The sequence below is a fragment of the Christensenella intestinihominis genome, assembly GCF_001678845.1.
Classification (GTDB): domain Bacteria; phylum Bacillota; class Clostridia; order Christensenellales; family Christensenellaceae; genus Christensenella; species Christensenella intestinihominis.
This window is the reverse complement of the sequence record NZ_MAIQ01000002.1, coordinates 185,091-207,202: the sequence shown is the minus strand read 5'-3', so window position 1 is coordinate 207,202 and position 22,112 is coordinate 185,091. Positions and strand designations below refer to the sequence as shown.

Sequence of the window (22,112 nt, the reverse complement as noted above, 5' to 3'; positions counted from 1 at the left end):
TATATTTTGAGCTGTATTGAAGAATTTGCGGAGGCGCGCGTGAAGCTCAGGGATATCGACGTACGAAAGAAGATAATGCTCACAAATTTTATGATGATTGTGATTCCCGTCCTCATCATATTACTGGTAACCGTGGGAATCCTCATTGGAATCCTTACGGGCGCGGGTTCCAGCGTGACGATTGCCGCTGCCGGAAAATGGGCGGGGGAAACGACCAACTACCAGCTGCAGCTGATGATCGATTCCCTGAGCGAAGACCTTGTAGAGAATAAAAACGCGTTCCGGGAAGGCTCGCCTTTCCTGGAAATTTGCCTGGAGCTCGAGAAAATCGGCGTGAATATTGCAGTTTCGGACGAGACAGGCGTCCGCTATGTGTCGCCCGGCGCTGCGCCCGGACAGCTGGAAAGGCAGGCGGACGCGCTCCACGCGTCACAGACGCCTTCCTTTGTACGGACGCAGGAAGGGTTCGCCAGCCGTACGGTTACGGAAAGCGGAAACGGAACCTTCTCCATCGTTGCCGCCGCGCCCGGCCTCGCCTACCCGGCGGGGGAATATTATGCTTACGATTCGCTGAAAGCCCACCTGAAGGCAGTCCTTGTAATCGTGGGGACGGCCGCAATTGTCATCATTATCCTTACCGGGATCGACCTTTCCAAACGTTTGTCGCGCAGCATCCTCGCGCCGGTGCGCAAGCTCGGGGAGGCGACGTTTGCGGTGCGCAGCGGGAACCTCGACCATCCGGTGGGCTACGCGTCCGGCGACGAGCTCGGGCAGGTATGCGAGGAATTTGACGAAATGCGCCTGCGCCTGAAGGAGTCCAAGCAGGCGGAAAAGCGTTACGAGCAGCAAAGAAAGCAAATGATTGCGGGCATCTCCCACGACCTTTCCACTCCGCTTACCGCAATTAAGGGCTATGTAAGCGGAATCCTTGACGGGATTGCGGATACGCCGGAAAAGCGGGAGCATTATTTGCGCACGATTTACGACCGGGCGTGCGATATGGACAAAATGGTGGACAGTTTGTTCCTGTTTTCCAAGCTCGACCTCGACCAGGAGCCGTTCCACATGGAACGGGTGGACCTTGCGGCGTATTTTAAGGACTGGTGCAAAGAGGCGCGGGAAAAACTCCCCGGTATGGAGATTGCGTTCCATCCCGGGCCGTGCGCAAGCGCCCCTGTCCTGGTCGACCGCCTCCAGTTCGACCGGGTGGTGGCAAACCTGCTTGATAACAGTATTAAATACCGGAAAGGAGATTCCGGGAAAATCGAAATTTCCCTTCGCTGTACCGGGAATACGGTTGCGCTCGATTTCCAGGATGACGGAATCGGGATTGCCGAAGGGGAAACGGAAAAGATATTCGAGAGCTTTTACCGCACGGACCCTGCGCGCGGGAATGCCGCCGGGGGAAGCGGCCTTGGCCTTGCCATTGTGCGGCGGATTGTAGAACGCATGGGCGGCCGCGTCAGCGCACACGCGCGGGAAGGCGGCGGCCTGCGGATGACTATCGCCCTGCCGAAAGCGGAAGGAGACGTATGAAAAGGATATTGATTATTGAAGACGACGCCAGCATCGCGGAGCTCGAGCGGGATTACCTGGCGGCCGGCGGCTTTGAGGCCACCCTCGCGGGAGACGGCCGCGAAGGGCTTGAAAAGGCGCTTGGGGAAGAATTTGCCCTCATTGTGCTCGACGTGATGCTGCCCGGCGCGGACGGCTTTGAAATATGCAGGGAAATCCGCGCGCATAAAAATACGCCGGTGCTGATCGTTTCAGCGCGGCGGGACGACGTGGACAAGGTGAAGGGGCTTGGGCTGGGCGCGGACGATTATATGGTCAAGCCGTTCAGCCCGTCCGAACTCGTCGCCCGGGTGCGGGCGCATATCGCGCGTTACGAGCGGCTGACCGGCAAAACGGAAGGCAATATGCTCACGGTGCGCGGCCTTGCCATTGATGTTCCGGCCCGGCGGGTATATGTGCAGGGAAAAGAAGTGGTGCTGAAAAATAAAGAGTTTGAGCTGCTGCTGTTTTTTGCGGAAAATCCGAATATCGTTTTCAGCAAGGAAACCCTGTTCGACCGTATCTGGGGAATGGATTCCCTCGGGGATACGGCGACCGTGACGGTGCACATCAACCGGATTCGCGACAAAATCGAAACAGCGGACCAATATATTGAAACGGTGTGGGGGGCTGGTTACCGCTTTCGCGGATAATTTTACAGGACGCCGCCCGGGAAAAAGGCGGCAAAAATTTCCATGTGGACCGTAATTCCGCGGATGCGGGAAAGGTCCGCTTCTTTCATGGGTATGCGCGAGGTAAGGGGCGTCATCCGGTAAAAAGCCCGAAGCTGCCTTTCCGAAACGGGCAGCGTATATTCAATCGACCTATGATCGGCGATATCGGCGTTTTCCGCCATATGGCCGATTATTTTTTCATTGGAATACTCCGCGTGGGAAAGGCGCTCCGCCACACACTGCCGCAGCTCGCGCAGGTAATGCTTGCCGGGAACCGCCTTAATGAGCACGCCGCCGGGTGCGAGCACGCGTGCGAATTCCCCGTAATTGGCGGGCGAGAGGATATTGAGGATCGCCCCTGCGCTGCCGTTCCCGGCCGGGATGTTCGCAAGGTCGGCCACCGCACAACGCACATCGCCGGATTCCCGGCATGCGGAAAGGATCGCTTCGCGTGCGTTGTCCATCGCGTATATGTCCGCGCCCGTATCCGCAAGCATGCGCGCGTAATATCCTTCCCCGCACCCCGCGTCGAGGACCGCGCGCGGCCCGGCCGGCATATATTCCCCGAAAACGGCCCTCACCGCTTCCAAAACAGGGGCGTAAAAGCCTTCTTCAAAAACGGTTTTCCTGCTTTCAAACAAATCCCTGCCATAGCGCTCGTCGCCGCCGCTTCCGGAAAGGAAATTCACATATCCCTTGGCGGAAAGGTCGAAGCAGTGCCCGTTTGTACACAAAAAACTGCCCGTCTCTTCCAGGGAAAACGGCTTTTTACAGATCGGGCACCTGAAAAAATCCTCGCTGCCCCTGAATTTTTGTACGACGGTTTTGATTTTCACCGAGGGAGGGACCTCAAACGCGCGAACGCCTCTTCCTGGAGCTTCGCCCCTTCCTCTTCGCTCATATTCGGGTCGCTGTAGCGGCTGTACCGCTCGCAGGGCAGCTCTTCGCACCCGCCGCAGTGTGCAAGACCCTTTTCCTCCACACAGCAGGCATAAATCGGGCACACGTCCTCCGGCACGTATTGAAGCCAGAACACCTTGCCCTGGATTGCCGGGCAGCCCCCGCATTCCCGCGGGTAATCCTTACACTGAGAACACACGGCTCCGCAGCAGCTGATAACTTCTTCCATTAACGGTTCCTCCTTCATGGGAATGCATTTATCATAACATTTATTTTCCGGAAAGGAAACGTTTATCCCCCGTTTAGGGATTCTTTAGAATTGCAGGGTATCAAGAAAGTAAGGCAATAGAAAGGCAGGTTTCAGGCATGGATTGGATTGTTACCCTGATGGATCGGTTCGGATATCTCGGAATCGCGGCGCTCATTGCGGTGGAGAATATTTTTCCGCCCATCCCCTCGGAGGTCGTCCTTACGTTCGGCGGCTTTATGACCACATACTCGAGCCTCGGCGTATGGGGCGTTGTGCTGGCGGCGACGGCCGGGTCGGTTGCGGGCGCGCTCGTCCTCTACTGGGTGGGCCGCCTGCTGAATGCGGAGCGGCTTGAAAAATGGCTGGGCGGAAAGCTGGGCCGGATACTGCACCTTCGCCCGGATGACGTGGAAAAGGCGTGTGTGTGGTTTGAAAAGCGCGGCGGAAAGGCGGTATTCCTGTGCCGCTTTATCCCTATCGTACGCAGCCTGATCTCAATCCCGGCGGGAATGACGCGGATGAACGTACCCAAATTTCTTGCGCTTTCCGCGGCAGGCACCTTTTTGTGGAACCTTGTGCTGGTGAACCTTGGCGCGTTTATGGGCGCTTCCTGGGAAAAAATAGCGGATGCAATCGGCGTCTATGCAAGCGTTGTGCTGGTGGCCATTGCCGCGGCGTTCCTGACAGCGGCGTTCCTTTTCTACAAAAAACGGCTGGCAAAGAAAAAGAGGCGGTGTGAAGGGAAGCCGCATTGACAGCGCACCGGGGGGCGGGTACAATAAAAAGGAACATTTTTCCGGCAAATTAGTGAAATGTAACGCATAAAGCAAAGTAAAAAATGGACGCCATCGCGGCGCCTTTCAAAAACGCAGGAATGGGGAAATTCAAATGAACGAACAGGTAAAACAGATCGCAGCGCGGATTCGTGAATTGCGCGAAATTCTCGATATCCCACAGGACGAGGTTGCAAAAAAAGTCGGGGTAAGCCTTGGGGAATACCAAAAATACGAGCAGGCCGAGGACGATATCCCGATCGGCGTGCTGTACGGCGTGGCGGCGGAGCTCGGCGTGGACCCGACGGAGCTCCTCACCGGCGAAGCGCCGCGCATGGATGAATATACCATCGTGCGCGGGGGAAACGGCGTGAGCGTGGAACGCTATCCGGGCTACGCGTTCACATCCCTTGCCTATAACTATAAAAAACGCGATATGGAGCCGATGATCGTGACAATTTCGCCGAATGACGAGGCCGAGCTTGTGACGCACAGCGGGCAGGAGTTCAACTATGTCCTCGAGGGGACGATCAAGGTCGTAATACGCGGGCGTGAGTTTATCCTGAACGCGGGCGACAGTATCTATTTCAACCCCGGGCTCCCGCATGGGCAGCGTGCGGTGACGGATGTGGCGAAATTCCTGACGATTATCAACGAATGAGGGCGGACGGATGTTAGAAAAGTTTTTAGACAGGACAGAATTTACGGATTATGACGATTTTAAGCAAAATTACAGGCTGAATATCCCGGAACACTTTAATTTTGGCTACGATATTGTGGACGAATGGGCGCGGCTGGATGAAAATAAACCCGCGCTTGTATGGTGCGACGACGAGGGCAACGAAAAACGCTTTTCGTTCGGCGATATCAGGCGGATGAGCGATAAAGCCGCCAATATGCTGAAAAGCAAGGGAATCAAACGGGGCGAGCCGGTGATGCTGATGCTTAAGCAGCGGCCGGAGGTATGGTTCATGATGGTGGGCTTGCATAAGCTCGGCGCCATCTGCATTCCCGCAACCTTCCAGCTGACGCCCAAGGATATCGTCTACCGCTGCAACGCGGCGGATGTCAAAATGATTTGCGCGGTGGATGACGAAGAGATGCTCCGGCATATCGAGGCGTCGCTCCCCGAGTGCAAAACGGTTGAAAACGTGGGCGTGGTCGGGGAAAATGTTCCCGGCTGGGCGTTCGACCTGCGGGCGGGGCTTGCACAGGCGGACGAAAACTGGACGCGCGAATATATAAACGAAACCGACGACCCCATGCTGATCTATTTTTCATCGGGCACGACGGGCATGCCCAAGATGATCCTGCACGATTTCACATACCCCCTCGGGCATATTGTGACGGCAAAATACTGGCAGAAGGTGGAGGACGGCGGCCTGCACCTCACGGTGTCCGATTCCGGCTGGGCGAAGTTCGGCTGGGGCAAGATTTACGGCCAGTGGATTTGCGGCGCGGTCATCGTCGCCTACGATACGGAAAAATTCAATCCCCATAAGCTGCTCAGGACAATTGACCGCCTGAAGCTGACGACCTTCTGCGCGCCGCCCACCATTTACCGTTTCCTGATTAAGGAAGACATGTCGGGCTGTGATTTTTCCACCATCAAGCACGCGGGAATTGCGGGCGAACCGCTGAATCCGGAGGTATACAACCGTTTCCTGGAAACTACCGGGCTGCCGGTGACGGAAGGCTTCGGCCAGTCCGAAACGAGCGTGCTGATCGCAAATTTCGGCTGGGACCCGATCAAACCCGGCTCCACGGGAAAACCCTCCCCGCTCTATGACGTCGATATCGTGGACGAGGACGGGAATTCGTGCGAAGACGGCGTGGTCGGTTCCATTGTCGTCAAAAATACGGATAAAAAACACCCGACAGGGCTGTTTAAAAAATATTACAGGGATGAGGAAGCGACGAACCGCTGCTGGAAAAACGGCGTGTATAACACCGGGGATACGGCATGGCGGGACGCGGAAGGGTATTTCTGGTTTGTGGGCAGGAACGACGACGTCATCAAATGCTCGGGCTACCGTATTGGGCCGTTTGAGGTTGAAAGCGCGCTTTTAACGCACCCGTCCGTGCTTGAATGCGCGGTAACGGCCGTGCCCGACCCTGTCCGCGGGCAGGTCGTGAAAGCGACGGTGGTGCTCGCGCGCGGGTTTGAAGCCTCGGACGAGCTCAAAAAAGAGCTCCAGACACATGTGAAAAATGTGACCGCGCCGTACAAATACCCGCGCGTGGTGGAATTTGTAGGCGAACTCCCCAAAACCGTCAGCGGAAAAATCCGCCGCATCCAAATCCGCAACGAGGATGCGGATCAATAATGGCTGTGTATGCGGGGGATTTATAACCCGTAGGGGCCGCATAGTATGCGGCCCGTGAACGTGCCTTGTTTTGCTCTTGTGCGGCGAACGTGCCGAACGGCTGTCAAAAAAGCGTCCCCCGTGCGAAAGGGAACGCTTTTTTGAATAGAAGAGGAGAGAAAATTGCAACGAGATTGGCCTTGGCCTATCTCAGTTCGATAAATTCACAGTTATTGTCCGGGCACGCCCTCCGCCACATTTTGGCGGTCATGCACTGCAAAGACACGTCGTAATATTTTCCATCGGCAAGCACGTGGTCGACGAGCACGCCCTCCTGCACGCATCCGCTTTCGGAGCGGCGGTTAATCGCGCAGTGATTGTCCGAAAACGCGGAAAATGTTACCTTGTTGAACCCAAGCTCCATAAATACGTGGTGGTAAATGCTCCGCTCAAGAAGCGCCGAAAGCTCGTCCGTATCGTCTGCCGGGTCGTGCATGTAATAGCTCCAGCCGCAGCGTTTGTTCTCGAGGTTGATATCCACAATTGCCAGCACGCCGATGGGCGTTCCGTCCCGCCGCACAAGCCAGTGCGTGGAAAACGGGTCCCCCGAACGTTCGCCGATCCAGCGGAACTGCCCGGCAAGGGACATCCGGGTATCGCATGCGATAAACTCCCGGGCGCTTTCGCCCGCCATCCATTCGGAAAGCAATCCAATTTCGTCACGTCCGATTTTTGTACAGCTTATCATTGCCGTTACCATCCTGTCTCGCTTAGGTTATTCTTTGTATAAACGAAAGCGGGGATGGCTAAACGGAATTGTTTGCTGTATCATGGAATTATTCACAGGGGAGGACTTTCAATGCAAAAAACAGGCCGGCTTTTTATTGCGGCGGAACTGCCCGGAAGCCTGATGGAAGCGCTTGCGTCGGCAGCAAAAAAATTGCAGGGAAAAATCGATGCGCGCCTGTCGCGTATGGAAAATTACCATATCACGCTGGCGTTCCTCGGGGAAACGGAGCTTGCCCTCGCAGGGCAGATCGGCCGTGTTATTTCCCGGGCCGCAAACGGCCTCGGGCCGGTCCGCGTTTCTCTTGCGGAGCCCGGCTTCTTTGGAAAACCGGCCGACGCGATTTTGTGGTGCGGCCTTTCGGGCGCGCAGCCGCTTTGTATGCTGGCGGAACGCATCCGTGCGGGTCTCGAAAAAGCCGGAATCCGCTTTGACCGGAAGCCTATGCGTCCGCATATCACCCTTGCCCGCCGCGCGGACCTGTCGGAAATTGCGCAGGGAGGGCTTTTCACCGTACGGGCGGAAGGAACCGTTTCCAAAATTACGCTTTTCCTCAGCACGCGGGAAAACGGCCGCCTTGTTTACAGGCCGCTGTATACACATAACCTGTAAGGCCGGGTTTATTGACCCCCGGCGCAGGCAAACTGCGGCTCAGGAAAGCGCTTTTCACTGGCCGACGGAAGGGCGCAAAGGGCTGGATGTAAAGAAGCGGTTCGGATGCAATACGATAAAACGACGGTAAAACCAATCGTTTGTGAGGGCTTTGTACAGAGTGAAGTAAAGCAAAAAACGCAAAAGAAGACCAATAATATTAAAAATTAAAGTGGGAATATCCGGGGTGGAAAACAGGTTTGAAATAAAAAAGCAAAAACAAATAAGAATCATATCAACGGCAAAAAACAGTTTAAATGCTTTCTTGAAAATTCGTTTTTTCCCAAGGACCTTAAAGAGCAAATCACAGGTAAACAGCAGGAGCAAAACGGCGGATATAAAATCTATTACAATTATCGCTGAAAGAAAAGAAACCGGCATATATAAAGCAGGAAGATATTGAAGAATAAGAAGCGCAACGGAACAAGACTGGAAAAGCGTCAGGAACCGGGCAAAAGAAATTGCACGCATGCTTCCTGTATTAAAAATGAAACAGGAAAGCGTCCTGAAGTAGAAAAAGTATGCCAGGACGGGCAGAATGGCGGAGAGCAGGGCCAGGGCGGAAATTTCCTGCGGATAGATCACGAGCGATATGACCGCGAAGGCCAGACGAACCAGGGAGATTACCAATGCAAGAATAGAAAAAATAAATAAAGCCCAAAAAGACCGGTAAAGAAATTTAAGGCGGTCATATATTTTCCAGTATTCCATTATCCTATACCTCTATAATCATTATATCATATATCCCGGATAAATGATTCATTCTACTTTATTTGCGGTATCAATCATACTGGAGTATAATTCTGTGTTGAGGTGAAAAAATTGTCGGTCATGAAAAGCTTTGTCAGCTATTATAAACCGTATCGCGGTCTTTTTTATTTTGATATGTTTTGCGCGCTTGTGGTGTCTGTGGTAGACCTTGCGTTCCCGCAGATTCTTAATTTCCTCACGGACGGCCTGTATACGCAAAATGCGGATGTAATCCTCCGTTCCCTGTGGATTGTCGCCGTTTCGCTGGTTGTGATGTACGTGGTCCGCTACGGCTGCCAGTATTTCATCACCACATGGGGGCATGTGATGGGCGCGCGCATGGAAAGCGATATGCGGCAGGATTTGTTCGACCAGATGCAGCGCTTGTCCTTTTCCTATTACGATAAAAACAACACGGGCGATATGATGTCGCGCCTTGTTTCCGACCTGTTCGATATTTCAGAGCTCGCGCACCACGGCCCGGAAAACATCTTTATTTCCGCGTTAAAAATTGTGGGCTCGTTCGTGCTGCTGATGATGATTAACGTGCCCATGACGCTGATCCTGCTTGCGGTCACAATCGTCATGATCCTGTTCAGCCTCAGCAAAAACAGGAAAATGCGCGCCGTGTTCATGGATAACCGCAAGAAAATCTCGAATGTCAACAAGCAGGTGCAGGACAGCCTTGCGGGTATCCGCGTCGTAAAGTCCTTTGCCAACGAGGATATCGAGCGCAAAAAATTCGAGCACAGCAACCTCGAGTTCCTCGATTCAAAAAAGAGCAGCTATAAAATTATGGGGACGTTCCAGGCGGGCAACAATTTTTTCACCGGGCTTTTGTATACGGCAGTGCTGGTGTCCGGCGGATTTTTCATTGCGAACGGAACCCTGCGCGTGACTGACCTTGCAATCTACGCCCTCTATATCGGAATTTTTGTCGCGCCCATCGATGTGCTGGTAAATTTCACCGAGCAGTTCCAGAAGGGCTTCGCGGGCTTCAAACGCTTCCTTGAAATCGTGCATACCGACCCGGAGATCAAGGATAAACCCGGCGCGCAGCCCTTAAAGGATGTCAGGGGCAATATCAAATACAACGGCGTATCCTTTGCGTACGACGAAGGCACGCATGTCCTGAGCCATATCGACGTGGAAATCGAGGCCGGGAAAACAGTGGCGCTCGTGGGGCCGTCGGGCGGCGGCAAAACCACCTTTTGTTCCCTGCTCCCGCGGTTTTACGACGTAACGGCGGGCTCTGTTACCATTGACGGGCAGGACGTACGGGACGTAACCTTAAAATCCCTGCGGAGCGCCATCGGCATTGTCCAGCAGGATGTGTATATGTTCGGCGGCACCATCCGCGATAATATTGCCTATGGAAAACCGGGGGCGACGGACGAAGAGGTCGTGCGCGCGGCAAAGGACGCGAACATCCACGATTTTATCATGAGCCTCGAGGACGGCTATGGCACCAGCGTGGGCGAGCGCGGGGTGCGCCTTTCGGGCGGGCAGAAGCAGCGCATTGCCATTGCGCGCGTGTTCCTGAAAAACCCGCAGATACTGATCCTCGACGAGGCGACCTCGGCGCTCGACAATGAAAGCGAGCGGCATATCCAGCTTTCGCTGGAAAAGTTGTCGCAGGACAGGACGACCATTGTAATCGCGCACAGGCTTTCCACCATCAGGAATGCGGATGAAATTATTGTCATAGGCGCGGACGGCATCATGGAGCGCGGTACGCACGGGGAGCTGCTGGAGAAAAACGGGCTGTATGCAAGCTACTATAATATGCAGTTTGAAGGGCTGGAGGATTGATGGTAAAGGTTGTCGCGGCGGTAATCGAACAGGATGGGAAAATACTCGCCTGTCGGCGTAAAAATAAGGACGGCAGTCCGGGTAAGTGGGAATTTCCCGGCGGCAAACAGGAACCGGGCGAAACAGAGCGGGAATGCCTCGTGCGGGAGCTCCGGGAAGAGCTGTGCCTTACGGTGCGTCCGGGGGAAAAACTGGAAACGGTCCGCCATGACTACGGAGGTTTTTCCGTGGAGGTCGCGTTTTACCGCGCGCGGGTTTTAAGCGGAACCATGCGCCTGATGGTGCATGCGGACGTCGCGTGGGCGGAAAAAGAGGCGCTTCCTTCCTATGATTTTCTGGAGGCGGATGTGGAATTTGTGAAACAGCTGGCAGGAGAATAAGCAATGAAATACGATTTTGAAACATGCATGGATAAGCGGGGCAGCGGTTCCGTAAAATGGCGGGAGATGCTGGAAAAGCAGCCGGACGTGCCGAAAGGCGTGGTGCCGCTTTCGGTTGCGGATATGGAATTTAAAACGGCCCCCGAAATCGTGGCGGGCCTGAAAGAATACCTCGATACGCAGGCCCTCGGCTATACCGGGGCGACGGACGCCTATTACGACGCGGTCGTCGGATGGATGAAAACGCGGCACGGCTTTGACGTGAAACGCGAATGGATTGTCACCACCCCGGGAATCGTGCTTGCGCTCGGCCTTGCGGTACGCGCGTTTACCCAGCCGGGCGAGGGCGTTATCATCATGACGCCCGTCTATTATCCTTTCTATATGGTGGTGCAAAGGCAGGGCAGGAAACTTGCGGAAAACGTGCTTCAAAACCGGGAAGGCCGTTATGAAATTGATTTCGGCGACCTCGAGCGTAAGGCAAAGGACCCGAACAATAAAATGCTGCTGCTGTGCAGTCCGCATAACCCGGCGGGGCGCGTGTGGACAAAGGAAGAACTTGCCCGCATAGGCGAAATCTGCGCCGGGAACGGCGTGCTCGTCGTTGCGGATGAAATCCATAACGACCTCGTCATGCCCGGCTATTCCCATACGGTTTTCACGCAGGCGGGTGATTTTGCCGGGAATGCCGTCGTGTGCACCGCGCCCAGTAAAACCTTTAACCTTGCGGGAATGCAGGCGTCGAATATCATCATTGCCAATGAAGCCCTGCGCAAACGGTTCCGGGAATATAAATTGATGAGCGGCATCATGGAGCTTGGCGCGCTTTCCTACCGCGCGTGCGAGCTTGCGTATACGCGCTGCGGCGGCTGGCTCGACGAGCTCCTTGTGGTGCTTGACAAAAACCGCAGGCTTACGGAGGAATTTGCTGCGCAAAACCTCCCGGACGCAAAGGTAACAAGGCTCGAAGGAACGTATCTCCAGTGGGTGGACCTGCGGGCTTATGGTTTTTCGGAAAAGGAACTGGAGCAGAAAATGATCGGGGCGCACCTCTTCTTTGACGAGGGCTATATTTTCGGGAAAACGGGCGAGGGCTTCGAGCGCATCAACATCGCCTGTCCCCCGCGCGTGCTGGAAGAAGCGCTTGCGAGGTTAAAAACTGCGCTTGGGTAACAAAAATTTTGTTTAATCCCCCTTGCTTTTGTTTATAATTTATTGTACAATACGAGACAATCAGCTGTGGCCGTGGGTTATGGCTGATATTTCTAATAAGGAGAGTGATGGATATGAAGGACAGGAAGATGTCCAAAGCCGTCACGGATTCCGATTTTCGTAAACTCGTGGAGAGCAAGAATATCAGAAAAGCTGTGATGGTAAAAGACGGAAAAGTATTCAAATACGGATACGACAAATAAACCGCGCGCGGATCAACCGCCCGCGGTTTTTGTTTTATAGGAATGGCGCAGGCAAAAGCACACACCGGGGCCTTTCCCGCATTTTTGAAGATTTCCTTAAGGCATTCTTAAATATTTACAAATATATTACATAAATATGAAAATATTGTAAATAAAGCGCCTGTTTCCCGGAAGACTATGTTATGCTGGAAGCACAGGAAAAAACAATACAGGGCATAACGGATAAATAACCGGTTAAGCGAAAGGAGCATAAAAAATGACGGGAAACGAACTTGCAATGAAGCAGGATATTACAACGGTAAAACGGGAAAGCTATGGAACGGTTGCGTTTGCAAGCGAGGTAATCGCCATCCTTGCCGGGCTGGCCGCGGTAGACGTTCCGGGCGTTGCGGGAATGAGCGGCGGCTTTGTGGACGGCCTTGTGGAACTTCTGGGCCGGAAAAACCTTTCCAGGGGCATTAAAATAGAGCTCGGGCAGGAAGAGGTCGCCGTTGACGCGTCGATTATCGTGGAATATGGGAAATCCATCCCGGAGATTGCCGGGATGATTCAATCGGGTGTAAAACAGGCAATCGAAAGCATGACGGGGCTCAAGGTTACGGAAGTGAACGTCCGCGTGCAGGGCCTGAAGCTTGAAACGCAGACACAGGACATTGCAGAGCCGGTGCTTGCAAGGGTAAAATAGACCCTTTTTACATAGGATAGGGAAAAGCACGGGAGGGTCTCCCGTGCTTTTTTCCGTCCCGGCGCAAACGTGGCCGGGATTTGCTCGCCGGGAAAAGGTTTGACAAGGGCTGGAAAATATGGTAAATTATTAATAGTTAGCATAAGCTAACGACGGAAAGCGCGCACGAAAGCGCGCATCATTTTTGACAAATAGTTAGCATAAACTAACCGAATGGAAGGACAATCGCATGGATGAAATGGAAATGACGGTCGCGTATCATTGCGCGCCCGCGCTCGCGGGCATCAAGCCCTCCAACCTGGTTTCTTTTTGCGGCGGGAAGCACCCCGATCTCGACGCGCGCATTGCCGCGTGGAACGCGCATCTTAACCCGAGCGGTATCTGTTTTGAGAAAATATGCAAATGCAAAAAAAGGATTCTTGTCCTTGTTTACCGCCGGGAAAAGATGGAAGCTCTGCTGGCTGGAAAAGAAGTGGCTGCGGAATTGGAAAAAGCCGGATATCCCGTTGGGGAAGGGCTTGGAGCGGTCATCGGCTATTTGAAGGAACGGATTTCAGGCGGCGGCGGTTTCCCACATGAAGTAGGGCTGTTCCTGGGATATCCGCTCGAGGATGTGCATGGTTTTGTCAGGAGCGGCGGCCGGGACTATAAATTAAACGGCTATTGGAAGGTTTATTCCGACGAGCAAAAGGCAAGGGAGCTGTTCCGGCGGTATACGAAATGCAGGAAAGCGGTATGCGCCCGGCTGGGCATGGGAATATCAATCTCGCGGCTGTTCGCGGCTGCGTGAAAATAGTTTGAGGAGGAAATACCATGAGTAAAAAAGCAGTGATTTATTGGAGCCTTACAGGCAATACGGAGCAAATGGCAAATGCGGTTTTAGAGGGCGCGAAGGAAGCGGGGGCGGATGTATCGCTGCTGAGATTTTCGGATATCAGCGCAGACGACGCGCTTGCCTTTGACGCGGTTGCCCTCGGATGCCCGGCAATGGGCAACGAAGTGCTTGAAGAAGGCGAGGTAGAGCCGTTTTTTACCGAAATGGAAGGAAAAATGAAGGGTAAAAAAATCGCGTTGTTCGGCTCGTATGACTGGGGCGACGGCGAATGGATGCGCGAATGGGAAAAGCGCGTCACAACGGCGGGTGCAGTGCTCATAAGCGGCGAAGGACTGATCGTAAACAATGAACCCGATGAATTCGCGCTTGGGGAATGCAGAAAGCTGGGGCAGGCGCTGGCATCCGCCTGAGGTCCGGCCCCATACGGTAATTTGAGGTTGTTGCGGGAATTTTAGGAACGGCATAGTCGAAAACCTATGCCGTTTTCCATGCCCTATAATCTGCCTTCCTCGTTCAATTTGCGCAGCCGCCGGATTCTTTTATCCCATTTATGCTTCTCATCGGTCAAAATATCCGTCACGCGGTCCACCATTTTCCGCCCGCCGGTTTCCTGCAGCTTCTCGCTGTACAATTGCAGCAAAAGCCGTTTGCCCGTCCGCTCGATCACCGGGTCCTCGGAGGATAAAAGCATCACGGGGAGGAGGCATTCGTAACCCCTGAAATGGTCGAGGTTGATTTCGCGCATCAAATCGCTGTACATCAATTCGTCCGGATATTTCATGAGCGACTGGATTTTGTCCAGGCCCTCGGTGTTCTGCTCCAGGCATTTCAATACTTTTTTATTTGGCATTTTACTCACTTCCTTTGAATATTGACTATCTAGTCAACATTATAATGCAAGCCTGCTGTACAATCAAGAAAAAGTTTGACTAATAGGTCAATAAATTTGAAAGGAGATATTGAAAATGGGGAATATGCTTCTTCAAAACATTTCATTGTCTGGAAATTTGCGAAGGTTGCGGACAGAAGCGGGTCTGACGCAAAAAGCCCTGGTTGCAAGGATGAATTTGTTGGGGAGCATCATAGAGCATACCGCTTATTCAAAAATTGAAGCGGGAACGCGCAACATCAAGGTAACGGACCTGGTCGCGCTCCAGCAGGTTTACCATGTTGATTTTGCCGAGTTTTTCAGGGGAATTAAGCCCCACGAGTGATAAACGCCGCCGTGCCCGGGGCTGTTGACAGGATGGGAATATCACGGTATCATAAGGACAAATCAAGCAAAGGAATCGAGTCATGTATTACGGCAGGCTTTGTATCATAGGAAGCTCCGCACAAATGGACAAGATGAGACATTGTACGGAGCCTAAAACGGCGAAAGGCCGGTTCATCAGTCAATCGTACCAGCAGGCCGCGGGGGTGCCCGCCTTGTTGTGATACGAAAAGACGGATGATTTTCCCGGAAATGGGGGGCCGCGGGCAATGTCGCGCGGCTCTTTTTTTGTGCCGCAAAACGCTTATTTCAGGGAGAATTATCATGAATACGAAGATACAAAATTTAACGTCGGGGAACGTCGCGCAGGCGCTTCTCCGGTTTGCATGGCCCATGTTCCTCGCAAACCTCCTGCAATCCCTCTACAGCCTCGTGGATATGGTTGTGGTCGGCCGGTTCGTGGGGAGCGAAGGGCTCGCCGCCGTCAGCAATGCGTCTATGCTTGTCTTTCTCATCACGTCGGTGTGCACGGGGCTTGCCCAGGGCGGCACGGTGCTTGTGGCCCAATATGAAGGCGCTCGCCAAAAAAAGGAGCAGGTGGAGGCCATATCCACACTGTTTGCGCTGGCCGCCCTTTTTGCCGCTGTGGTAACGGCGGCGGGGCTTCTTTGCTTCCATCCGGCTTTCCTGCTTATGCGTGTGCCGCAGGGCGCGCTTTCCTATGCGGACGATTATATGGCCGTCATTTGCGGCGGAACGGCGTTTGTTTTCGGATACAATGTGGCCTGCGCCATCCTGCGCGGCCTGGGGGATTCAAAGCACCCCCTGTATTTTGTGCTTGCGGCGACGGCGGTGAATATAGCGCTCGACCTGCTTTTGGTGGGCGGTTTCCATAAGGGAACGAGGGGCGCGGCCGTCGCTACGGTCACGTCGCAGGGCGTTTCATTCCTTGTCGCGGCGCTGTACCTTTGGCGCAGCGGGCTGGCGGGTTCGCGTGGGGAGTGGAAATTCAGCAAAAAAAAGGCGGCGGCCATCCTGCGGGTGGGAATTCCGTCGGCGGGGCAGATGGCTGTGCTCAATTTTTCCTATTTGGTTGCAACCGGAATGCTGAACGTATATGGCGTGGCGGTTGCGGCAGCCTCGGGAATCGGCCTCAAAGTGAACACCTTTGCGGCCATGCCCATATGGGCGGTGGGGCAGGCGGTCAGCGCGATGGCGGGGCAGAACATGGGAGCGGGCAATATTCCGCGCACGGCGGGGGTGGCCCGGGCGGGCGTTGCGGTCGGCGCGGCCGCGTCGGTTGTGATGATTGCGTTTTTCCAGTTGTTCGCCGCCCAGGTCGTCATGCTTTTCAACGGCGACCCCGCTGTCGTGCGCGAGGGAATTTTATACCTGCGCATCTGCTGTTCGCTGAACTGCGTCGCCTATGCCGTGATGTATGCCTTCAACTCGTTTGCCATAGGCCTTGGAGACGCGTCCTTTGCTTTCTGGAATTCCATACTCGACTGTGTGCTCGTCCGCATTTTTGGAAGCTGGCTGCTGGGGATCGCGCTTGGGTATGGTTTTGTGGGAATCTATTTCGCGGAAATGTTTGCGCCTGTGCTTCCCGCTGTTGCGGGCGTGGTGTATTTCAAACGCGGCAAATGGAAAAGGCGGCGGTTGGTCTGAGGGGAATCCTGACAAAAAAATCCTGCCGGGAACTGCTTCCGGCAGGATTTTTAAAATTTGCTTTTTATTTCCGGTCAAAATAAGGGGATTTGCCGCCCGCGGAAAGGGGAATTGCAAGGATTACCTTAACGTCCCCGCCCATCGTCCCGAGGGACAGGGCCGCCCGTCCGGCGGAAAACATCACGCGGTTATCGATGCGGCAGTCCGCCGCTACCGCCGCCGCGGAACCCACCGCGATTCCAAGGTCCATATTGTCGTAGGCGCACACGCCGTTCTGCTGCGCGCACTCTTCACAGTTGGTATGGTTGCAGTACTTGCAGCCCTCGTTGAGGCCGCGCTGCTGGTATGTCGTTCCAATCAAGACCACAGCCTGGCTGGCGCGGATATTCCCCGCGTCCCGCGTGAAAAACGGATAATCGAGCACCGGGGCCAAACGGTCCATCTCCGCCGCAAGCGCTTCCTTTTCCTCCCCCGTCAAAACACAGGTGCGGATAAAATCGATCCCGCGTGTTTTGGGCGCCGTGCGCGCCGCCGCGCACATCCTCGCCGCCGTATCCATGACGGCCCTTTCTTCCAGTTCCTTTGAATCATACCTCATACCGTTTCCTCCTTTAAAGCGTTTCGAGCTTTGCGAGCGTTTTCATCAGCGATTTCAGCTTCTTTTCACCGATCTGGTTCTTCACCTCGCGCTGTGCTTTTTTCCATAGCTTTTCTGCATATAAAAGGGTTTGCCCGCCCGTCTCGGTGAGCGCGAGACAGCGGTCGCGGGCGTCTTTTTTGGATGTATCGGCAACAAGCCCGGCGCCGAAAAGCGGCTTCAAATTACGGACCAGCGTGCTGCGGTCAAGCTTCACGCTTGCCGCCAGCGCGCTCGTGCTGGCCGTCCCAAGCTGGTCCAGATGCTGGAGCAGGGAATACTGGTTCACCGTAATGCCCGAAGGGGCAAGCATCCGGTCATAGTGCGAGGTAAGCGTCCTCCCCGCTCGCCGCAGGTGGATGCATACGCATTTTTCCTTAGCCATCCCGGTCCTCCTTTTTTAAATAAGCTGCTTCAAAATCGGGGCTGTCCTCGAGCGCCCGCAGCTCCTCCCGCGAGAGGACGCTGTTCGTCCCCAGGCACGCCGTGCACCGCGATTTGCATTCGGGGCAGATGCACCCGAGCGTAAGGTCTTCCGCGTGCACCATATAGGTGCCGCACTGTGCGCATTCACATCTCATAGTCCGCGCCTCCATTCGTGTACATACAACATAATGATGGATATACTATACCATTCCCATATTTCCGTGTCAAATGATTAAACCACAATAACCCCGAGAAGCTTTGCGAGTTCCGCCGCCTGCGCGGTGGAAACGACCGCGCCCCGGAGCTCCCCCGCGGATGCGAGGATGCCCGTAATTTCGCTCGCAGTAAAATCGATTCCTTTAAGCGGCGTCTGTGAAAAGTTCACCCGCACAAGTTCGGCGTTTACGAGCTCGAGGTTTTTCAGCGTGCATTCCCCAAAATCCGCATTGGAAAAGGAGGAATCCGCAACCGATACATTTTTCCACTTGGAACAGTTGCAGTTTGCGTATCCGAAATTACACCCGGAAAATAAAACGTCCTGCAAAAATGCGCGGTACAAACTGCCCCCCACATTTTTACAGGAATAAAACTCGCACCGGGAAAGGTATCCGCCCTCGAGCAGGCTGCCCGAAAAATCACAGGTGCGGAAAATGCTGTCCGTAAATTCTATTTTTTTCAGGCTGCACCCCGTAAAGCGGCAGCTTTCAAACACGCACCCCTTAAAAACGGTCCGGGAGAAATCCGCCTCCTCGAAAATAAGGCCGCGGAAGGTTTTGCCCTCGATTGCCGTTTCTTCCTCCTGCGCTTCCCGCACAAGCGGTTCAAAATCCGTACGTTCTTCCGGGCTGCCTGTAATTCTTGGTTTCAGTCGTTTCATAATATCCGTCCTTTCGGATTCGATTATACCACATGGAAGCGACAAAAAGGCGCATATCCCTAGATATGCGCCTTTTTTGGGGGAGCGGAATTTAGTTGAGGTCGATAAGCTTTGCGGTGACGCCCTCGACAGCGCTGAAGTCGGCGATCATTTTATCGACAGCCGTTTTTTCGCCGCATGCCTGAAGCATGATGACGCCGTCGTCCGCGCAATAGTCGTCACTTGTTTCGTGCATGCCCACGCGCATTTTGATATTGCAGCCGTGCGCGGTGAGCGCCTCCTGGAGCTTTGCCGCATTGGCGGTGCGGTGGTTGAGCCTGATTCCGATAATATAGTAGCAAGACATGGTAGTTTCCCTCCTTTATTGTTCCTTTTCCGCATAGAATGCGGTTTATTATAAATACAATATTTTGCGGCCCCGGCCGCGGGAAAAAGCGGGATCAGGCAAACAGCCCGATTACCCCGGTTACGCATGTCATCAGCGAAACCATGCGGAGGATACTGACGGCAACAACGATGACGCCGATAATCAGCGCGGCGGTTGAGGCGTTCGTCCGTTGCTTGGCACGCGCGACGATCCCGAGCACCAGCCCCACGACGCCAATGGCAAGGCCGATAAACGGGCCGATAAAATAACTGAGCGGAAAGCCTAGGATGAAACTCAGGACAAAGCCGATGAGGCTTACGATAATGGAAGCAATCGCCATACCTGTCTCCTTAAAATGTATGATTTAACTTAATAATACCCCGGAACACTCTTTTTATGCAAGCAATCTGCAGAAGCAAATGAAAATATTCCGGGCCCGGCGTATGGCGGAGGGAAGGGCTGCCGCGCAAGGAGGGTCAGTAAATATAGACCAGGCCGTTTGTACCGGCCAGGAGCAGGCGTTTTACTTTTTCATATTTTTTTTGGGGAATCGGAATTTTGATGCCGTTATAAAGATATACGGAATAGCGTTTGATTTGGATGACATAGTCCGTATTGACGATATAAGACCGGTGCACGCGCACAAATTGCTCCGGAAGTTTTTTTTCGACCTGGGATAATTGAAGAGGCACGGTTATGCTGCCGTGGACCGTATGGATGACGGAACGGTAATTATCGGCAGAAATATATATGATATCGCGGTTTGCAATATAATGCCATTTGCGGTAGATATCGCGGGCCGAAAATTTGGGGGCTTTGTCGTTCTGCTGGGCGAGCCGTTTTTGCATGTGCAAAAATGCTTCGCGGCCCGCTTTATATGGAAAGGTTTCATCTTCCTCTATGCCTTCCCAGTCATTGGATACATGCATATGGATAACCTGCGGACGGCCTTCGATTCGCGTGAATACAAAGGTAACACGCTGGACGGCGCTCAGCAGAATTTCGGAGTTATCCGCCGTATGGGGAACCAGCCGGCCTACTGTAATACAGATATTTTCGTCGCCGTAAATAATTTCATAGGAAGAATCCGGAATCATACAAACGACGTCCTGCTCTTTTCCAAGGATTCGCCGCACTTCGTTTTTTCCAAAAACAAATTGGCTGTGGACCGGGCCGATCCACATGACATGGTCGGCCATCCATTCCATAACGGCATTGAGATTGCGCGCATAATGGTCCTCCATAATTTGACGGGTCCACAATGCGGCATTTTTCCACCAGCTTTTTGTTTGAGTTTTATACATCGCCATTTTTTCTTTTTACTCGATTGCCTTTATTGTATCATGCGGGCGTGTTTCCCGGATTAAAATCCGGCGAATCCTGCATTAAATTCCGGGAAAAATGGTCATTCACACAACGAGACTGGTCATTGGTGAAAAACGCTTGAAATTGGCTCTGCAATGCATATAATATGACTTGTAAGGTATGATATAAGTTGAATAAGGTGAATTGCAAAAGATGATAAAATAAAATATATTGGCCGCAAAATTCGGCGGCGCCCCCCCAAACCGTTAACGTGTTTAAAAAAGTATCACAAACAAAACAGCCTCGGAAACGCAAATTTGTTTCCGGGTGTATTTCCTGACGTCAAAAAAGCTAAATATAGATCGAGAGCTCTCATGAAGCTGGCAGTTTGATGGCGGTTCCATGAAATAAAAAAGCCCCGGATTCCGGGACGCATAATTCGTAAAACAAACAGTTTTACGATAAGGCGGTCAAAAGCACTAAAACGATATATTCTTTAATAAAGAATAACAAAATAATCCTGACCTGTCAATACATATATGCGGTTCCAAAGCCATTTTTAAGCATTGCGGGTGATTTCAGGCAGGGAAAATGGGTAAATTCAGTAAAAATTCAATTGAATTTAAACGGTTTACCCGGTAAGCCGTCAAACGAGCCGTCAGCAACGATCTTACGAAATGAGAGGATAATTGCAATGGCAAGAAGAGGAGAAAACATCTATCACCGGAAAGACGGAAGGTGGGAGGGCCGGTACATCATCGGCCGGAAACAAAATGGAAAGCCAAGGTTCGGATATGTATATGGCAGGCAGTATATCGAGGTAAAGCGAACCCTGACGATTCTCAAGGCGAAAGCCGCTAAAAATCCCGCGCCTGTGCTTGAGGCCTATCGCAACGGAACGCTGGAAGCATGGGTGGATTACTGGCTGGAAGCAATGACAAAACCATATGTGGACATTTCGACATACCGGATTTATAAGAGCCAGGCGGAAAAGCATATTATTCCGCGAATCGGGGGATTGCAGGTTGGCGAAATCAGGCAGGACGACGTCCAGGATTTTGTCAACGAAATCAAAAAGGGGCTTGCGCCCAGCATGGTGCACAACGTATGCAGGCTTTTAAAATCTATTTTTGTAGCCGCGAGGGACAAAAACCTGATCGGGGAAATACCGTTCGGGAAAGTAAGGAAACCGCAGAACAAGGTGAAAAGGCCGCGGGTTCTGGCCTGTTCCGAGCAGCTGCGGCTGGAACGGGACGTTGCCCAAACCGGGGAACTGGAATATATCGTGTGCCTGTATGCGGGGCTGCGGCTGGGGGAGGTATGCGCCCTTCGGTGGGAGGATATCGACTTTGAAGAGAAAATGCTGTATGTAAACCATACGCTGAAAAGGGTTCCCTGCAAGGAGGGCGGAGCTAAAACAAAACTGATCCTCGATACGCCGAAAACAGAAAATTCCCGGCGCGAAATGCCAATCCCGGCATTTCTTGCATGGCAGCTAAAGGAAAAAATGGCGCGTGAAAACGGCAGGGAAACAGATTTTGTTTTCCAAAGCCCGAGGGGCGGCTGCCTCGACCCGCGCACGCTTCAGGAACGGCTGAAAAAGAAATTTAAAAAGCTTAAGGTCCGGGGCGCACATTTCCATACGCTGCGCCATACGTTTGCGACACGCTGCCTTGAAAAACGAATTGGAATCGAGACCCTAAGCGAGCTTCTGGGGCACAGCACGCCCCAGATTACGATTCAATATTATGCGCACTGCACACGCGAGAACAAAATCAAATCGATCAGGCGGCTTAACCGAATCGCGTGCTGAAAAAATGAGCCGTCATAATCCGTCGGCGGCGCAC

The 22,112-nt window shown here is 53.2% G+C and carries 28 protein-coding genes; 16 read left to right on the top strand and 12 right to left on the bottom strand.

Going from position 1 to position 22,112, the window contains the following annotated elements:
- The first annotated feature begins 6 nt into the window (after positions 1-6).
- Together BBD38_RS03620 and BBD38_RS03615 are read left to right on the top strand one after the other, a co-directional pair.
- Entirely contained in the window at positions 7-1,536 is a 1,530-nt protein-coding gene (locus BBD38_RS03620) for a sensor histidine kinase (protein ID WP_172807750.1), read from the top strand.
- Positions 1,533-2,207 (top strand): response regulator transcription factor, encoded by a 675-nt coding sequence (locus tag BBD38_RS03615; RefSeq protein WP_066684678.1) that lies wholly within the window; start codon positions 1,533-1,535, stop codon positions 2,205-2,207. Before BBD38_RS03620 ends, BBD38_RS03615 begins: the two co-directional genes overlap by 4 nt.
- 2 nt (positions 2,208-2,209) lie before the next feature.
- Here BBD38_RS03615 and BBD38_RS03610 read toward each other — a convergent pair whose 3' ends face one another.
- On the bottom strand, positions 2,210-3,064 hold the full coding sequence (locus BBD38_RS03610) for a putative RNA methyltransferase (protein ID WP_066684675.1): 855 nt from the start codon (positions 3,062-3,064) through the stop codon (positions 2,210-2,212).
- Positions 3,061-3,357, bottom strand: a complete 297-nt coding sequence (locus BBD38_RS03605) for a DUF3795 domain-containing protein (protein WP_066684673.1) — start codon at positions 3,355-3,357, stop codon at positions 3,061-3,063. Before BBD38_RS03605 ends, BBD38_RS03610 begins: the two co-directional genes overlap by 4 nt.
- Positions 3,358-3,494: 137 nt before the next feature.
- Here BBD38_RS03605 and BBD38_RS03600 point away from each other — a divergent pair, with 137 nt between their 5' ends.
- The 3 genes from BBD38_RS03600 to BBD38_RS03590 all read left to right on the top strand — a co-directional run bounded on the left by BBD38_RS03600 (position 3,495) and on the right by BBD38_RS03590 (position 6,478).
- A complete protein-coding gene (locus BBD38_RS03600) occupies positions 3,495-4,133 on the top strand; it encodes a DedA family protein (RefSeq protein ID WP_066684668.1) in 639 nt (212 codons plus the stop codon).
- A gap of 133 nt (positions 4,134-4,266) precedes the next feature.
- Positions 4,267-4,812 carry a helix-turn-helix domain-containing protein gene (locus tag BBD38_RS03595; RefSeq protein WP_066684666.1) on the top strand — a complete coding sequence of 182 codons (546 nt, stop codon included), beginning with the start codon at positions 4,267-4,269 and terminating at the stop codon, positions 4,810-4,812.
- Between the two features lie 10 nt (positions 4,813-4,822).
- The gene (locus tag BBD38_RS03590) at positions 4,823-6,478 is read left to right on the top strand and encodes an AMP-binding protein (protein WP_066684664.1); all 1,656 of its coding nucleotides are present in this window, start codon (positions 4,823-4,825) and stop codon (positions 6,476-6,478) included.
- Between the two features lie 184 nt (positions 6,479-6,662).
- On the opposite strand, the gene BBD38_RS03585 is transcribed toward BBD38_RS03590, so the two are convergent.
- Positions 6,663-7,205: a hypothetical protein gene (locus BBD38_RS03585; protein WP_066684656.1), complete on the bottom strand. Its 543-nt coding sequence runs from the start codon at positions 7,203-7,205 to the stop codon at positions 6,663-6,665.
- 111 nt (positions 7,206-7,316) lie between these two features.
- Here BBD38_RS03585 and thpR point away from each other — a divergent pair, with 111 nt between their 5' ends.
- Entirely contained in the window at positions 7,317-7,856 is a 540-nt protein-coding gene (thpR, locus tag BBD38_RS03580) for an RNA 2',3'-cyclic phosphodiesterase (RefSeq protein ID WP_066684653.1), read from the top strand.
- Between the two features lie 54 nt (positions 7,857-7,910).
- Here the strand turns inward: thpR and BBD38_RS03575 are convergent, their stop codons facing one another.
- The gene (locus BBD38_RS03575; protein WP_147568064.1) at positions 7,911-8,366 is read right to left on the bottom strand and encodes a hypothetical protein; all 456 of its coding nucleotides are present in this window, start codon (positions 8,364-8,366) and stop codon (positions 7,911-7,913) included.
- A gap of 360 nt (positions 8,367-8,726) precedes the next feature.
- Between BBD38_RS03575 and BBD38_RS03570 the strand changes: the two genes are divergently transcribed.
- The 7 genes from BBD38_RS03570 to BBD38_RS03545 all read left to right on the top strand — a co-directional run bounded on the left by BBD38_RS03570 (position 8,727) and on the right by BBD38_RS03545 (position 14,182).
- Entirely contained in the window at positions 8,727-10,457 is a 1,731-nt protein-coding gene (locus BBD38_RS03570) for an ABC transporter ATP-binding protein (RefSeq protein ID WP_330672281.1), read from the top strand.
- Positions 10,457-10,837: a (deoxy)nucleoside triphosphate pyrophosphohydrolase gene (locus BBD38_RS03565; RefSeq protein ID WP_066684648.1), complete on the top strand. Its 381-nt coding sequence runs from the start codon at positions 10,457-10,459 to the stop codon at positions 10,835-10,837. Before BBD38_RS03570 ends, BBD38_RS03565 begins: the two co-directional genes overlap by 1 nt.
- 3 nt (positions 10,838-10,840) lie before the next feature.
- On the top strand, positions 10,841-12,010 hold the full coding sequence (locus BBD38_RS03560; protein ID WP_066684645.1) for a MalY/PatB family protein: 1,170 nt from the start codon (positions 10,841-10,843) through the stop codon (positions 12,008-12,010).
- Positions 12,011-12,123: 113 nt separating this feature from the next.
- Complete coding sequence (locus tag BBD38_RS15025) at positions 12,124-12,252, top strand: hypothetical protein (RefSeq protein WP_268873174.1); 129 nt, start codon at positions 12,124-12,126, stop codon at positions 12,250-12,252.
- A gap of 277 nt (positions 12,253-12,529) precedes the next feature.
- Entirely contained in the window at positions 12,530-12,937 is a 408-nt protein-coding gene (locus BBD38_RS03555) for an Asp23/Gls24 family envelope stress response protein (protein WP_066685386.1), read from the top strand.
- 229 nt (positions 12,938-13,166) lie between these two features.
- Positions 13,167-13,727 (top strand): DUF3793 family protein, encoded by a 561-nt coding sequence (locus BBD38_RS03550; RefSeq protein WP_066684644.1) that lies wholly within the window; start codon positions 13,167-13,169, stop codon positions 13,725-13,727.
- Positions 13,728-13,750: 23 nt separating this feature from the next.
- Positions 13,751-14,182 carry a flavodoxin gene (locus BBD38_RS03545; protein ID WP_066684641.1) on the top strand — a complete coding sequence of 144 codons (432 nt, stop codon included), beginning with the start codon at positions 13,751-13,753 and terminating at the stop codon, positions 14,180-14,182.
- 83 nt (positions 14,183-14,265) lie between these two features.
- Here BBD38_RS03545 and BBD38_RS03540 read toward each other — a convergent pair whose 3' ends face one another.
- A complete protein-coding gene (locus BBD38_RS03540) occupies positions 14,266-14,622 on the bottom strand; it encodes a hypothetical protein (protein ID WP_066684639.1) in 357 nt (118 codons plus the stop codon).
- Between the two features lie 115 nt (positions 14,623-14,737).
- Here BBD38_RS03540 and BBD38_RS03535 point away from each other — a divergent pair, with 115 nt between their 5' ends.
- Together BBD38_RS03535 and BBD38_RS03530 are read left to right on the top strand one after the other, a co-directional pair.
- Positions 14,738-14,986 (top strand): helix-turn-helix domain-containing protein, encoded by a 249-nt coding sequence (locus BBD38_RS03535; protein ID WP_066684636.1) that lies wholly within the window; start codon positions 14,738-14,740, stop codon positions 14,984-14,986.
- Positions 14,987-15,309: 323 nt separating this feature from the next.
- Positions 15,310-16,653, top strand: a complete 1,344-nt coding sequence (locus BBD38_RS03530) for an MATE family efflux transporter (protein ID WP_066685384.1) — start codon at positions 15,310-15,312, stop codon at positions 16,651-16,653.
- Positions 16,654-16,717: 64 nt separating this feature from the next.
- Here the strand turns inward: BBD38_RS03530 and BBD38_RS03525 are convergent, their stop codons facing one another.
- The 7 genes from BBD38_RS03525 to BBD38_RS03495 form a co-directional block, all read right to left on the bottom strand.
- Positions 16,718-17,251, bottom strand: a complete 534-nt coding sequence (locus BBD38_RS03525; RefSeq protein ID WP_066684633.1) for a ferredoxin domain-containing protein — start codon at positions 17,249-17,251, stop codon at positions 16,718-16,720.
- Positions 17,252-17,264: 13 nt separating this feature from the next.
- Complete coding sequence (locus tag BBD38_RS03520; RefSeq protein WP_066684630.1) at positions 17,265-17,675, bottom strand: MarR family winged helix-turn-helix transcriptional regulator; 411 nt, start codon at positions 17,673-17,675, stop codon at positions 17,265-17,267.
- Positions 17,668-17,871, bottom strand: coding sequence for a hypothetical protein (locus tag BBD38_RS03515; RefSeq protein ID WP_066684627.1), 204 nt, complete (start codon positions 17,869-17,871; stop codon positions 17,668-17,670). Before BBD38_RS03515 ends, BBD38_RS03520 begins: the two co-directional genes overlap by 8 nt.
- Before the next feature lie 77 nt (positions 17,872-17,948).
- On the bottom strand, positions 17,949-18,593 hold the full coding sequence (locus BBD38_RS03510; protein ID WP_066684624.1) for a pentapeptide repeat-containing protein: 645 nt from the start codon (positions 18,591-18,593) through the stop codon (positions 17,949-17,951).
- Between the two features lie 91 nt (positions 18,594-18,684).
- Positions 18,685-18,939 carry a hypothetical protein gene (locus BBD38_RS03505; protein WP_066684621.1) on the bottom strand — a complete coding sequence of 85 codons (255 nt, stop codon included), beginning with the start codon at positions 18,937-18,939 and terminating at the stop codon, positions 18,685-18,687.
- Between the two features lie 94 nt (positions 18,940-19,033).
- Positions 19,034-19,300 (bottom strand): hypothetical protein, encoded by a 267-nt coding sequence (locus BBD38_RS03500; protein WP_066684619.1) that lies wholly within the window; start codon positions 19,298-19,300, stop codon positions 19,034-19,036.
- A 136-nt stretch (positions 19,301-19,436) separates the two neighbouring features.
- Positions 19,437-20,204 (bottom strand): LytTR family transcriptional regulator, encoded by a 768-nt coding sequence (locus BBD38_RS03495; RefSeq protein ID WP_172807748.1) that lies wholly within the window; start codon positions 20,202-20,204, stop codon positions 19,437-19,439.
- A 755-nt stretch (positions 20,205-20,959) separates the two neighbouring features.
- On the opposite strand from BBD38_RS03495, the gene BBD38_RS03490 reads away from it, so the two are divergent.
- Positions 20,960-22,078, top strand: a complete 1,119-nt coding sequence (locus tag BBD38_RS03490) for a tyrosine-type recombinase/integrase (RefSeq protein ID WP_066684615.1) — start codon at positions 20,960-20,962, stop codon at positions 22,076-22,078.
- Positions 22,079-22,112: the final 34 nt, after the last annotated feature.